Origin of the sequence: Aliagarivorans taiwanensis DSM 22990 (genome assembly GCF_000429505.1) — a bacterium.
In the GTDB taxonomy this organism is placed as follows: domain Bacteria; phylum Pseudomonadota; class Gammaproteobacteria; order Enterobacterales; family Celerinatantimonadaceae; genus Aliagarivorans; species Aliagarivorans taiwanensis.
The window spans coordinates 153,232-166,785 of sequence record NZ_AUBZ01000001.1; the positions used below are offsets into that span (position 1 = coordinate 153,232).

General features: G+C 54.1%; 12 protein-coding genes, 1 tRNA gene and 1 riboswitch. Of the genes, 6 read left to right on the plus strand and 7 right to left on the minus strand.

Annotated features, from left to right (window positions below):
* Window positions 1–36: 36 nt before the first annotated feature.
* The 5 genes from G462_RS21260 to G462_RS0100705 form a co-directional block, all read right to left on the minus strand.
* Entirely contained in the window at window positions 37–1,014 is a 978-nt protein-coding gene (locus G462_RS21260) for an ABC transporter permease (protein WP_051326422.1), read from the minus strand.
* Window positions 1,015–1,068: 54 nt separating this feature from the next.
* Complete coding sequence (locus G462_RS0100690) at window positions 1,069–2,034, minus strand: sugar ABC transporter substrate-binding protein (protein ID WP_026957285.1); 966 nt, start codon at window positions 2,032–2,034, stop codon at window positions 1,069–1,071.
* Window positions 2,035–2,152: 118 nt separating this feature from the next.
* On the minus strand, window positions 2,153–3,139 hold the full coding sequence (locus G462_RS21265; RefSeq protein ID WP_051326423.1) for an ABC transporter permease: 987 nt from the start codon (window positions 3,137–3,139) through the stop codon (window positions 2,153–2,155).
* Between the two features lie 32 nt (window positions 3,140–3,171).
* Window positions 3,172–4,680, minus strand: coding sequence for a sugar ABC transporter ATP-binding protein (locus tag G462_RS0100700; RefSeq protein WP_035476239.1), 1,509 nt, complete (start codon window positions 4,678–4,680; stop codon window positions 3,172–3,174).
* Window positions 4,681–5,062: 382 nt separating this feature from the next.
* Window positions 5,063–5,431: a hypothetical protein gene (locus G462_RS0100705; protein WP_026957287.1), complete on the minus strand. Its 369-nt coding sequence runs from the start codon at window positions 5,429–5,431 to the stop codon at window positions 5,063–5,065.
* Window positions 5,432–5,638: 207 nt separating this feature from the next.
* Here G462_RS0100705 and G462_RS0100710 point away from each other — a divergent pair, with 207 nt between their 5' ends.
* Window positions 5,639–6,721, plus strand: a complete 1,083-nt coding sequence (locus G462_RS0100710; protein ID WP_026957288.1) for a ketoacyl-ACP synthase III — start codon at window positions 5,639–5,641, stop codon at window positions 6,719–6,721.
* A gap of 102 nt (window positions 6,722–6,823) precedes the next feature.
* Here the strand turns inward: G462_RS0100710 and G462_RS0100715 are convergent, their stop codons facing one another.
* The gene (locus G462_RS0100715) at window positions 6,824–7,219 is read right to left on the minus strand and encodes a lysozyme inhibitor LprI family protein (protein WP_026957289.1); all 396 of its coding nucleotides are present in this window, start codon (window positions 7,217–7,219) and stop codon (window positions 6,824–6,826) included.
* 73 nt (window positions 7,220–7,292) lie between these two features.
* Here G462_RS0100715 and G462_RS23700 point away from each other — a divergent pair, with 73 nt between their 5' ends.
* Genes G462_RS23700 through purU form a run of 3 tightly spaced genes read left to right on the plus strand, consistent with a single transcriptional unit; the run spans window position 7,293 to window position 10,148 of the window.
* Window positions 7,293–8,774: an HD domain-containing phosphohydrolase gene (locus tag G462_RS23700; protein WP_169720123.1), complete on the plus strand. Its 1,482-nt coding sequence runs from the start codon at window positions 7,293–7,295 to the stop codon at window positions 8,772–8,774.
* A gap of 55 nt (window positions 8,775–8,829) precedes the next feature.
* Window positions 8,830–9,285 carry a YchJ family protein gene (locus tag G462_RS0100725; protein ID WP_026957291.1) on the plus strand — a complete coding sequence of 152 codons (456 nt, stop codon included), beginning with the start codon at window positions 8,830–8,832 and terminating at the stop codon, window positions 9,283–9,285.
* A gap of 26 nt (window positions 9,286–9,311) precedes the next feature.
* Window positions 9,312–10,148: a formyltetrahydrofolate deformylase gene (purU, locus tag G462_RS0100730; RefSeq protein ID WP_026957292.1), complete on the plus strand. Its 837-nt coding sequence runs from the start codon at window positions 9,312–9,314 to the stop codon at window positions 10,146–10,148.
* Window positions 10,149–10,202: 54 nt separating this feature from the next.
* On the opposite strand, the gene G462_RS0100735 is transcribed toward purU, so the two are convergent.
* Window positions 10,203–10,775 (minus strand): VC2046/SO_2500 family protein, encoded by a 573-nt coding sequence (locus G462_RS0100735; protein ID WP_026957293.1) that lies wholly within the window; start codon window positions 10,773–10,775, stop codon window positions 10,203–10,205.
* 252 nt (window positions 10,776–11,027) lie between these two features.
* Here G462_RS0100735 and G462_RS0100740 point away from each other — a divergent pair.
* Both G462_RS0100740 and G462_RS0100750 read left to right on the plus strand, forming a co-directional pair.
* Window positions 11,028–11,111 (plus strand) — tRNA-Tyr (locus G462_RS0100740).
* A 538-nt stretch (window positions 11,112–11,649) separates the two neighbouring features.
* A riboswitch (cyclic di-GMP riboswitch) is annotated at window positions 11,650–11,729 on the minus strand.
* Between the two features lie 170 nt (window positions 11,730–11,899).
* A complete protein-coding gene (locus G462_RS0100750) occupies window positions 11,900–13,552 on the plus strand; it encodes a response regulator (RefSeq protein WP_169720124.1) in 1,653 nt (550 codons plus the stop codon).
* Window positions 13,553–13,554 lie beyond the last annotated feature (2 nt).

The following is a 13,554-nucleotide window of genomic DNA, read 5'->3' on the forward strand; positions in this document are numbered from 1 at the left end:
CAGGCCAGTCTACCCCGTTTCAAAGCAACAGCAATGTCAGCGACGTCGGCTTAAATGCTGCGCCAAACCATTGCCGACAAAGATCAGCACCCCTTGGATAATCAGTTGGTCATAGAAGGGGATGCCAAGAAGGTTCAGGCCGCTGGTCAAGATGGCGAGGATTGCCACCCCAAGCACCGTGCGAAGTACCGAGCCCTCCCCCCCGGTCATGCTTGTGCCACCCAGCACCACGCCGCCGATGATAATCAACAGCAAGGTATCGCCCACACCGGGGATGGCGTTACCCAAGTTGATGATGCTGATAAGGCCAGCTACCCCGGCTAAACCGCCAGCCAACAGGTACACCGACAGCTCAGTGCGCGCTGTATTGATACCGCTATAGCGGGCGGCGCTGCGATTACTGCCCAGCAGCAGTACCTCGCGTCCCCAGCTGGTGTATCCAAGCAGTACGATAAACAGCGCAGTGATAACCAAGGTAATAATCGATACGGCTGGCAGACCGAGAACCACCACAAAGCTAAAGTCCATCAGCCCAAGCGGCGTGCCCTTCACCGCGATGCCTTGGGAGAGCAAGAAGGCAATCCCCCGCGCCACCAATTGGGTGCCCATGGTGGTAATAAAAGGGTTGAGCTTGCAGTAACCAATCAAGAAACCATTCAGGGCACCGAAGGCTAAGCCAGTGACCAGCGCCGTAGCGATGCCTAAGCTGATGCTATCGGTTTGCGCCATCACAATTCCCGCTATCACCGCGCTGGCGCTGATAACGGTTGAGATGGACAGGTCGATACCGCCGGTAAGGAACACCATGGTCATGCCAATGGCGCCCAACATAATCACCGAGTTGGCTATTAGCACCGACTCGATGTTTCCGGCGGTTAAGAAATAGGGAGACAGGGTGGAAAAGGCCACCAACAACACCACGATGATCGGGGCTGCGGGATACTGTTTAATCCAGCTATGCCAGCGCGCCTTCTCAGTGGGTGCCTGAGGGTTTTGTGTGAGTGCTCTGTCCATATCTTTCTCCCCTACCTATTCCCTATCTCTCTCTTATTTCTCCCATAGCCAGCGTTACTGGGCGCCCCAGATATTGGCTTTGTTGGCTTCGATGTTACTGGTGGTGTAGAAGTTTCCGGGGATTACGTTATTGAGCTCCACGGACTCACCATTAATCAACGCCGAAGCCAGCTGCACCGCAGTCACGCCGGTGGTGTGCAGGTCCATCACCACAATGCCATCGGCATTGCCTCGCAGCGTGGCCTGATAACCGTCGTTACTGCCGTTCACGCCCGTTACAACCACGTGCTGGTCGCTGCCAACAGGGTGGAGCTTGGCGATGTCATACAGCACCGTTTCAACGCTGGGGATATGGGTATCGGTGGCGGCGAATACCGCTTTGATATCCGGGTTTGCTTGAAAGGCATTTTGGGTGGCGGCCAGTGCCCGGGCAGAGTCCCAATCGGTGGGCATGGCAATCACCTCAACATTGGGAAGCTCGGCGATGGCATCGTTAAAGCCCTTGCTGCGGTCGATACCATTTTGGTCGTTCAGTGCACCTAACAGCTCCAGCACCTGAATGTTGCCATCGATTTGCGCAAGTTGCTGGGCGGTGTATTGGCCAGCCAAGTAACCGTCGGTGATGGAGTCAGGGCCAACAAAGGCATCGACGGCGCGGCTATCAGGCAGCGCGCGGTCGAAGGCAACGATGGGGATGCCTTTACGCTTGGCACCGAGCAGCGCGCGCTCAATGGTGTTTTGGTCGACTGCGCACACTAAGATGGCATCGACCTTTTGGGTCACCAAGGATTGGATCTGCGAGTTTTGCGCTTGCGGGTCGCCGTCGGCTACCACCTCAATAATCTCGAAGCCCTGCTTTTGCGCCTCCGATTTAATCGCATTCAGCACCCCTACCCGGCTCTCGAACAGTTGATCGACGGATAGCCCTAGCTTGATGGCATCGGCATTGGCGAGTGCCGACACGCAACACAACACAGCAAGCGATAGCAATTGGCGAACGCGGTACAGAAGGTGTTTCATAGTAACCTCTCTTGTTGGTCGGGTAGTTCTTCGTTGGTTTTCTCGTTTAGTGTTCCTGTTTTGGTATTCCTGTTTTGGTGTTTCTTTTTATGCTTAACCGTTGCCCTAGCAGGTCGCCCTAGCCGGTTGCCCGAATACGGGCGGCGCGTTGGTTGAGTAGGTGTTGCTGCTGGCGAGTCACCGAGACCTTGTCGATCACCACCGCTATCAGCAGCACGCTGCCTTTCACGATGTCGTAGACATAGGGCGAGGCATTCATCAGGTTCAGGCCGTTGTCGATCAGCACCAGGAAAATCGCCCCAATCACGCTGCCAACAATGGTGCCATCGCCGCCCGATAACTTAGTGCCACCCAGTACCACCGCCGCAATCACGGTAAACTCAATGCCAATGCCAATCCCCGACTGTAAGCCGCCCACGCGCGCCAGTAGAATCAGCGCGGCGATGCCAGTGGTGATCCCGCCTAAGGCGTAAGCGAACACCGTGACCTTGTTAACCGGCAGGTTGGACTCGCGCGCCGACTGGGCCGAGTTACCGATGGCCCGGGCATACAGGCCAAAGCGGGTAGCATTGAAGAGATACAACCCCACCGCTAACACCACTGCGAGTAACAAGATGGGGACGGGAATGCTCAGCAGCTTACCGTTCCCCAAAAAGCCCATCTCCCGGGGTACCGGGATGTTCTGCGCGCCAGTTAGGTGGATCGCCATACCGCGATACATGGTGTAGGTGGCCAGCGTGGTGATAAGCGGGGTGATCTTGTACTTGATGATCAGCACACCATTGAGCGCCCCCAGCACCGTGGCGCATAGCAATGCGCAGGCGAAGGCCAAAGCGTAAGAGCCGGTGTCCATCATCAACTTGGCGAACAGCGATGAGGTGAAAAACAGGATGGCACCGACCGAGATATCGATGCCGGCGGTTACGATAATAAAGGTCATGCCGATCGCCATAATGGCGGTCACGCTGGCTTGTACCAGCACCGATTGCAGGTTGGTGTAACTCATAAATGAGCTCGACAGCAACGACAACAGTATGCAGGCGACCAAGGTTGCAGCGGCAATCGGCAGCCAGTTCACAGCGGACAATCGGTGTTTCAGGGACATGGCTCTCTCCTCACTCTGCTCATTCTGCTTTTCTAGGCCCGTTGTTTTTCAAAGGCTGAACTGGCAGCCAGGGAGATAATCTCCACCGCATCAAAGTCCTCGCGGGCAAACTCTCCAACAATATGCCCGGTGCGCATCACCAAGATGCGATGGGACAGATCCAGCAGCTCGGGTAAGTCGGAGGACACCAACAGCACCGCCACGCCAGACGCCGCCAGCGCCGCTATCTTTTTATGGATTTCGAACTTGGCGCTGATATCGACCCCTTTGGTGGGCTCATCGAGAATGCATACCCGCGGCTGGGTCGCCAGCCAGCGCCCCAACAAGACCTTTTGCTGATTGCCGCCACTTAGGCTGGATACCGCTTCATCGATGGAGGGAACCGAAATGTTGAGCTGCTCTACCCACTCTTGGGCTTGACTGGCCTCCCCGCGAAAGCCCATCCCTTTTACGCGGCGCTGCACAAAGCGGGAGAGCTTGGCGGCCGACAGGTTCTCTTTTACCGAGCGCACACCAAATAATCCGTTACGGCGGCGATCTTCGGTGAGGTAGCACACCCCGCGTTGCTTCATCTGCCGCACACTGGGTTTAATCATCTGCTCGCCATAGACCAGCAGCCGCCCTTCAAACGGGCGCAGTCCAAACAAGGTCTCCGCCACCTCGGTCCTGCCCGCCCCCATCAGGCCTGCAATGCCAAGTACCTCGCCGCGGCGGATGGAAAACGAGATGTCGTGAAAGTAGTGGGAGCTTAGCCGTTCAACCAGCACCGCCTGCTCGGAGGAGGGTGGCGTCAGTGTTACCTTGGCTTCATCCAAGGTGCGCCCCACCATCATCTCCTCCAGCTCGCGCCTTGGGGTGTCGGCAATGTTGCCACTGCCCACCTGGCGGCCATCGCGCAGACAGATGAACTTGTCGCTCATCTGATAGATCTCGTCCATAAAGTGGGAGATAAAGATGATTGCGACGCCCTGCTTTTTCAGGCGACGCATCAAGGTGAATAAGCGTTCACGCTCAGGCGCGGTCAACGAGGTAGTTGGCTCATCGAGGATCAACACCTTGCTGGCATGAAGCAGTGCCTTGGCGATCTCGACGATCTGCTGTTTGCCCGCGCCTAAGTTTTCGACCCGTTGATTCACATCCACATCAACGCCGAGCTGCGCCAGTTGCTGCTCGGCGATCTGCCGACAAGCTGGCCAGTCGATGCGCCCCGGTTTTCCCGGAAGATCAGAGATACAGATGTTCTGGGCAACACTCAGGCTACTAAACAGGCTCAGCTCTTGATGCACCGCGCCAATCCCATGTTGCTTACCGTCGACCACCGAGACAGTTTGCCCAGCCACTTGAATCTCACCCTCGGAGGGCGGCAGCAAGCCGCAAAGCATATTCTTGGTGGTGGACTTGCCTGCGCCGTTCTCGCCAACGAGTGCGACGATCTCACCGGGATAGAGGCTGAATGAGACATCTCTCACCACGGTCTTTCCGGAAAACGCCTTGGCGAGTCCCGACACCGATAGGCTGGCAATGGGCTGTTTGATAAACATCGGTCCCCCTCAATGGGCGCAGCAAACGGCTGAGCATTAATTGTTCAACTCGTTAATTAATGCTAACCAATCAGCAAATGCCGAAACAGCGTGGTTGATCACAGCGCGTCATATTTCAACCAATAGCCCACAAAAAGCTAACCAATATGAGATATTGATCGACCTATCAGTGAGGGTTTGTGCGGGCGTCACACTGTAATACCGTTACAAACGGCAGCTGTGCGATGAGAGAGAGAAAGATTTGTGGGGTATGGGTTGTGGTTGAAACAGCAATTGTGACTCGCCAGCATCGCCCTAGTCTGGTCTGGGCTGCGCTGGCGAGGGGCTCGTGCGGGCTATGGTCTTGTCGCCAAAAAGAGAAACTTAGGCCGCGTTCAGAACGCTAGAACAACTGCATATCCGGCATCGAATCAGCGCTTTGCTCACTCACTTCCCGAGCGTCAACCAGCAACCACTTTTCAGGATCCGGCTTTGCGGGAGCTGGCAGCTCGCTCACTTCGCTAAATTCCCATACGAACAGTTGTCGCAGCAGCTGATGGATATCCCAAAGCTCTCCATCAACAGAAACGCCTTCAACCGAAAGGCCATTGACCGCAATGTAGTGGCGCTGCTGAGACTTCCCGCCGAAGGATAACAGGCTAAATTTGCGAGCGAATGCGTCGACAACGACTTCGAAATAGCGGGTATCTGGGCCAAACGCCCCGGTGCGAGTTGATGCTGAGGATAGCGTGTCTTGATGGTCAATGGGCATGGCATACTCCAAACTACGTGAGTATCCGTGGCCTCGCCTTCTCACAACAATAACTAAAATCTGAGGCGACGAGTATGCCATAAGCTGCTCAAAACCTCACCTAAAGAGGTAGATTTTTCAAGCAACGATTGATATTTGCTGCGCGACTTTGCGCCCACTCAGCGGCTTGTGCATAATCAGCCAATCAATCCAAGTAGCAGGGTAACTATGCGCAAAGCAGTGATCAGCGGTTGGGGCAAATGCCTTCCTCCAGCCACCTTAACCAACCATGACCTCAGTACCTTTATGGATACCTCCGATGAGTGGATCAGCTCGCGTACCGGTATCAAAGAGCGCCGGGTATCCCATGTCGATGTCGCCGAGCTTTGCTATATGGCTGGCTCACAGGCGCTGGCCTGCGCCGGACTGCAAGCCAGCCAGCTGGATGCCATCGTGGTGTGTACCTGCACCCCAGGCAGTAACATTCCCAACAGCGCCAGCCGAGTACAACAGCTACTGGGTGCGCAGCAAGCCGCGGTGTTCGACCTTAACGCCGCCTGTACCGGGTTTGTGTATGGCCTACAAACAGCTTCCGCCTTAATTCAAAGCGGCGCCATGCAGCGCATTTTGCTGATTGGTGCCGAGCGTTTGAGCCAGTTACTAGACTGGACACGTCGCGACACCGCGGTGCTGTTTGGCGATGGCGCCGGAGCGGTAATCCTTGAAGCAAGCGACGGCGATGCCGGATTCGTCAGCGCTAAACTGGGCTGTGACAGCGAAAACCGTGACATCTTAAGCGTGCCAGACTTTGGTACCAACCGGGAACGCTTCGCCAACGCTGATGCCTACTACAGCTTCAACTTCGAAGGGCCAGAGATCTTCAAGCGTGCGGTACGCGGCATGGGCGAGGCCACCTCCTGCGTACTGGCACAATCGGATTGGCAGCCAGAGGATGTCGACTTTATCGTTCCCCACCAAGCTAACCTGCGCATCATCGAGGCGCTGGCGAAGCGGATGAATGCCAACGCTGAGCAGGTTATGGTAAACATCCAGCACTACGGCAACACCTCTGCCGCCACCGTGCCAATTGCCCTGTGTGAAGCGCTGGAGCAGCAGCGAGTTAAGCCCGGCGATAAGCTGCTACTTGCGGCCTTCGGTGCCGGCCTGACCTGGGGAGCAGCAACGGTGCAGTGGGGGGAGCGCGTCGAACCGCTGGGCCGCTCAGACGTTTCGCTTCCACCGTGCGAGCAAAGCGCCTTGCAGTTGATTGCGCCAGCCATTGAGGGCTGTCGTAAGGCCAATCCCCAATAAACTGGGGAATAAAGCGAGCCAGTAACAGCTCGCTAAAACAATCACCAGAGCCCGCTACCCTGCGGGTTCTTCTTTTGTCTCTTCTTTCGCTCCATCAACCACTTACTCGCTAGCCAACTGCTGCAACCACTGCGCGGTCATTTCATAGTGGCAAATCCGCCACTCTGTGCCACTGCCGCTGCCGCTGGCCATCTCGAGGCGACGCCAGTTGCAGTGGGCATAGCGATAGGCCTCAAAGCTAAGCCGCGCTTGCTCCAGCGCCATCACTACCCCTTGAGCACCACTGCTAATTTGCTGCAATTTCATCGCTTGCTGCTTACGCACTTGATAGGCGGCATCGGCTTGTTGCTGGGTGTGCGCTAGCAACTCATCGAGGCACTGGTTATAGGCAACACGGCTGCTTTGTTCGCAACTAGCAAGGCCCTCCGCACTGGCTGACATCGGGCTCAACATACACAGATAAAGGGCCAAATTGGCTACCCAGTTCACTTTGTTCATTACTGCTTCCTTTCGCTTGGCGACTTTGCTGCTAAGATTTTATCAATGCAATTCAAGTACTATGCACGAGTTTATGAGTGAAGATTTTGTTCTAGTCGATGATCTAAAGGCCTCTTCATCCCCCGGTAACGATACTCCTGAACCATGGAAAGTGTTGGTGGTGGATGATGATCAAGAGATGCACGCGGTAACCCAGCTGGTACTCTCTAATTTCCGCTACCAACAGCGCCCACTGCAGTTTTTAAATGCCCATAGCGCCGAGCAAGCCTACCAAATCCTTAGCGAGCACGACGATATCGCGGTCGCCTTGGTGGATGTGGTCATGGAGAACGACCACGCCGGGCTCGATTTAATAAGCCAGATCCGCAATGAGCTCAACAACCACGATATTCGCTTAATCCTGCGCACCGGCCAGCCGGGCTTGGCGCCGGCTCATCAAGTAATTCGTGACTACGACGTCAGCGATTACAAGAATAAAACCGAGCTTAACAGCGTGAGTCTCGATACCTTGATGTGCGCCTCGCTTAGGGCCTATCAAGAACTGTTGGAACTTAAGCAGCAGCGTTGCCAACTTCAGGCGATGATTAGCTCGGCCACCACCCTACCCGACGACAACGACCACCGGCTGCTGGCCAAACGCCTGCTCGACGATATGCTCAGCCAATCGGACACGCGAAAGTTGTCTGCGTTGGTTGTCACCGAGTTTCGCCATCATGTCACAGTGTTGGCCAGCTCCGGAAAGCTCTCCTATTTGGAGCAAGCCCACTCGGCTGCCGAGCTTCCCAGCCGAGTGCAGGAACAGATCCTCGGCTGTAAAGACTGCTGCAGTCACTATACCGACAACCAATCCGCGGTATTTCATCTGTGCTACCCAGACCAGCCGGATATCTACTTCTATTTAGAAAGTGAGCGCCCGGTAAAAGAGAGTACCTGGCAGGGATTGGCGATGTTGGTTGATGGCGCAACCTTAAAGCTGCAGCAACGCCACCTCGAACAGAAGGTCGCTAAAGGCCAGCTGGAGATGATCAAGCTACTGAACAACAGCCTTATCCATGCCATCGAGAGCCCCAACTCAGAGCAGCGCGAGCTGCGAACGCTCGCTGAGAAAGTGGTATCGATACTTGGGCTGTCCGAGTCAGAACAGCAGCGTTTTGTCGAAGTGGCGTGGATAGCCAGGCTCAGTAGCATCGGTATTCCTGAGTCATTGTTCAGCCAATGCCAAATCGACCCCGCCCAGTGGCAAAAACTTGCCAGCCACTGCGATCTGCCCGACGAGCTTACCCAACCCACCAACCAGCAACGTTTAAGCCTGGCACTTAGCATCGCCAATCAGCATCATGAGAGCTGGGATGGACAAGGCCAGCCGATGGGCTTGCAAGGTGAGGAGATCCACTTGTTTGCCCGCTTAAGTGCGTTAATCTCAGCGCTTCACCCGGCGCTGGAGCACAAGCCTTCTGAGCTTAAACAAGCGCTGGAGTCACAAGCGGGAGCACGACTCGATCCACAGCTGGTAGCCAAGCTGCTGCCAAGTTTGGATACGCTTACAGTCAGCTGACAGCTACCGCGCATCCTGATAGAATGCCGCTCCTGAAGATTACCGGAGAACCAGCGTGCAGTGTCCTTGTGGCAGCGGCCAAACCTATCACGATTGCTGTCAGCCACTGGTAGAGCAACAACAGCTCGCCACCAGCCCGGAAGCGCTTATGCGCTCACGCTACAGTGCATTCTGTTTAGCCAACACCGACTATCTGGTTGCCACCCATCACCCTGACTTTCGCAGCGCCGATCTCGCGCTTGGTCTTAAGCAGGATCAAACCCAGTGGCATCGCTTACAGGTAATCTTCTCGTGTAGCAGTCAGGACGAACAAACAGGCATAGTGGAGTTCAAGGCCTACTACCGCGAAGGTGAAGGCTTGGGTATCCTGCATGAGCGCTCCAACTTCGTTAAACAAGACGGGCGCTGGTACTATACCGACGGCGAATTTTCCCCTGCTAGCTTAAAACGCAACTCTGCCTGCCCATGCGGTAGCGGTAAAAAACTAAAACAATGCTGTGGTAAGGCTTAACCAAGCAAGCACAAAATAGGCAATTCATGGAAAAGAAGATTTTATTGACTGACTGTCCTGATGCAAAAGGACTGATTGCGACTATCACCAATATCTGCGCCAAGCATCAGTTGAACATTATCAAGAACAACGAGTTCGTCGATAACCAATACGGGCGCTTCTTCATGCGCACCGAGCTGGAGGGCTACTTCAACGACGAAACCCTGATGGCTGAACTCGATAATGCCCTGCCAGAAGGCAGCCACCGCCGCCTGGTGAATGCAGGCAAAAAGCGCGTTGTCATCATGGTAACCAAAGAAGCACACTGTATTGGCGACCTGCTGATGAAGGCTAAATTTGGTGATATGGATGTAGAGATTGCCGCGGTAATCGGTAACTACACCACACTGCAAGACTTGGTGGAGAAGTTCGACATCCCCTTCCACTACGTCAGTCACGACGGCTTGTCGCGCACCGAGCACGATATGCAAGTGCGCGAGGTGATCGAGCAATACCAACCTGATTACGTGGTGCTGGCCAAGTACATGCGCATCTTGAGCCCTGAGTTCGTGCAGCACTATGAAAATAAGATCCTCAACATCCACCACTCCTTCCTGCCCGCGTTTATCGGTGCCAAGCCTTATCAACAGGCCTACGACCGCGGCGTGAAGATCATCGGTGCCACCGCCCACTTCGTGAACGATAACCTGGATGAAGGGCCGATCGTTGAGCAGCACGTAATCCACGTAGACCACAGCTATAGCGCAGAAGCGATGGCGCGCGCAGGCCGCGATGTGGAGAAAACCGTACTGGCTCGCGCCCTACAACAAGTGCTCGAAGAGAAGGTGTTTGTGTACGGCAACCGTACTGTTGTGTTCCGTTAGCGATTTACACCAGCTCGACATTCAAAGCCCGGTTAGTACCGGGCTTTTTTATGCTCAGGCGTAACTATGAAGCTTTAAAGGCTTGTCGTAGTCAAAATCGGTCATTACCCGATACATCTCAGAACCAATCACTTCGTCAGTGACGGCCTTATCTGCCGATGCTTGAGCAGCCAGCGCCACTTGCTTGTTTTCAGTCTGCATATCAAAGCGCAGCTGCTGCTTAACACGGGTTAACAGCTCAACGTTGTTCATCACCTCCGCATCGACGCCGGCGATATCGGTATTGGCGTGGAGCGGGCCGGCTTGCAGCGCATGTTGCAGGCGAATGCTGGCAAGGCTGGATTCTTGGCTTAACGGGGCAAAGCTGGCCTCACGGGCATAGTCTTGGGGCTGGGCTTGCAGTGAGCGCGGCTCAGCGAGCTGAAAGCGCTGGCGCAGGCTAAGGGTTTGCTCGGCAGGGCTGGGCTTTACCATCTCAAACTGCGGCTGGTCACAAACGTTAGGGCTAAGCATGCTGAGCATAAGGTGGAACGCAGCCTTGTTACCCTGATGGGTACAGCTGTTTAGTTGTCCGCCTAGTTGTAGCTCGTCACACAAAGTATGGGAGCGAATACTGTCTGCTAGCATGGCCTCTCCGCTTGTTGCTTATGCTATCGGCAAGCCGCGGCAAATCTTTACATCGAACTAGCACTCGCTACGCCGCCACAGCAGCAGTTCACGCCCTCTCTATTTGCAGTAAAACTCTGATAAATCGCCCTCATACCAGCCAATAAAGCACCACAATGATGTGCTTTTAACCAAATAGACGTTATTCGGCGTTTTTTTTACATTTGATGCTTTACAGAAAAGTCGGTTCTGGTAATATGCGCCTCGCACTTCGGGGGGGTTCCCGAGTGGCCAAAGGGAGCAGATTGTAAATCTGCCGCGAAAGCTTCGATGGTTCGAATCCGTCCCCCCCCACCACATTTCGAAAAGCCGTCCTCTGGACGGCTTTTCTCGTTTCAGGGATCTGATACCAACCAGAACAAGTATCTGGTCATCTTGCTGGTTAACATCTTTGATGACAGCGTCAGCGCTTTTGTAAGTAGTCCACTAGTCACAAAAGCCCTTCCTCGCCCTCAGAGATTTTCCCTGCGCAACATCTGAACATCTACTTATTCTGATTGGTATGAACACGTCCACATTCCCCACCCTAGAACGTCCATCAGATAACCCGCCCACCAGATCTAGACTCAATCGCCACAAGTCACGTTAAAACGGCAACACCCAGGCACGCGAAAGCAGCCCAGAACAGGCGATTACATATAGGGGATGTTGAAAAAAGAGATAGGCAATTTGGCGCCTGGCGGCGCCCTCACCGTAAAGAGGAATCTGAGAATTTACTTTGTTATGAAAAGACGCCAAGCCAAATTACAGCTTGGCGTTCCAACCATAACGGAAAGTAAAAAACGGTAAATAGACTAACTTACTTAGCAGAGTGATGGATCACCACACTACTTACCAAGGCGGTTCAGCCATCTCGCCGAAGCGAGATCTGTAACTTTCCGTCCCCGAATCGCTCCGGGTTTGGCTTTTTCTCAGTAGTCACCGGCAAAAAATTGCCGCCAACACGGCAATAGTAGATCAATTCGCTTTTACACCGCAAGTGTTATTTTTCTCACTGTTAATGTGGGCTTTGCTTTGCAGTTCAACTAGCTACGCCTACGCTAAGTTATGCTAGGATAGGCAAAAATCCATATTTCACGATGAAAATGGCAAGTCAATATAACTACAACGACAAGAAAATTCTGATTGTTGACGACCAGCGAGCGTTCCAAGTAATGCTCAAAGCGATGCTGCAAAATTTCGGTGCTGCCGATATCCATTTTGCTAACACCGGCGAAGCTGCCGTTCAAGCCTGCCGCAAGCATCACTTCGATATCTTATTGGTTGATTACAATCTGGGAACAGGAAAAAACGGTGGACAGTTACTTGAAGAGCTACGGGTTCGCAAGTTACTCAAGGTAGACGCGCTGTACTTTATTATTAGTGGCGACAACAACAAGAGCATGGTTCTCAGTGCTCTGGAGATGGAGCCCGACGAGTTCATTGCCAAGCCCTTCTCGCAATTCCAGCTGCACAACCGTTTAGCCAGGGCTCATGCCAAGCGCCAATCGCTCAAAGATGTGCTCTCTGAGCTGATGGACAAAAACTACCCACGGGTAATCACCCAAGCCCAGCGTCATATCGAAGCAGGCACCCGCTATAAGAGCTACTGCCAAAACCTGGTTATTGAGGCGCAGATCCTCACCGGTAAGCTGGATGATGCTAAAGCGGGCCTACAAGCGATGCTCAAAGAGCGCAACCAAACCTGGGCGCAAGCTAAGCTAGGCCAGGTCCAATTACTGCAACATGAGCACCAAGAGGCAATCAAAACTCTCAAGGCCACACTGTCGCAAAGTCCGCTGCTGATGATGGCGCACGACTGGCTTGCCCGCGCTTATTGGAAAGGCGGACAACTCGAACAAGCCATGGAGACCGCCCAGCAAGCCTGTAAGATGGCGGCGTTCAGTATCGAACGCCAACAACTGCTGGCTGATATTGCGGTGGAAGCCGGCGAGCAGCGCATCGCTAAAGAGACCTTTGCGATCATCCTTAACCTAGCGCGTCGCTCGGTGCACCGTGGCCCTCGCCACCTGTGTAACTACATTCGCAGCTTAATTGATGAAGCGCAGGCCGAAGACGATCTCTACCGCAAGAACCGCCTGTTGCATGAGGTAAACACCGTGCTGTTTCACGCACGCCGTGAAGAAGGACGCGACGAGAGCTTCGACTTTGATGCCTTTGAAGGGATCTCTCAGGCCCGCGTACATGCCACCAAGGGCGAGTTAAACAAAGCCAAGCGGGTATTGTTTGATAGCAACGAGCAGTACCTTTCTACCCCCGATCAAGTCAGCAACGAGCTACTACCTGACACCTTCTTGACCCTGAACTCGGTGGGTGAGTACGAGTACGCCATGCCCTTCGCCGAAGAACTTAAATCGCGAGACGGCCTGGACAAATCTTCACTGCGCTCCGCCCAGTCGGTGCTCGAAGATGAGAACTTTGAGCTCAAAGTCGGGCAGTTCCGCGAGTTCAACAAGATGGGCATTGAGTGCTATGAAGATGGCCGCTTCCAAGAGGCCGTCAGCTACTTCGATAAAGCCCTGCAAGTCGCCCCCGGTAACACTGGTGCGATCCTCAACAAAATTCAGGCTATCCTTAAGCTGTTGGTTAACAACGATAAAGACCTGCGGCTTCAATTGGCCAGCGAGTGTAAACATACGATTAAGTTACTCGATGGACTGAAACTCAACACCAATCACGCGGAACGTTACGTTACCCTGAAGCGCGATTTTGAGCAGGTTGTAAAAGGAAATATGTAGTC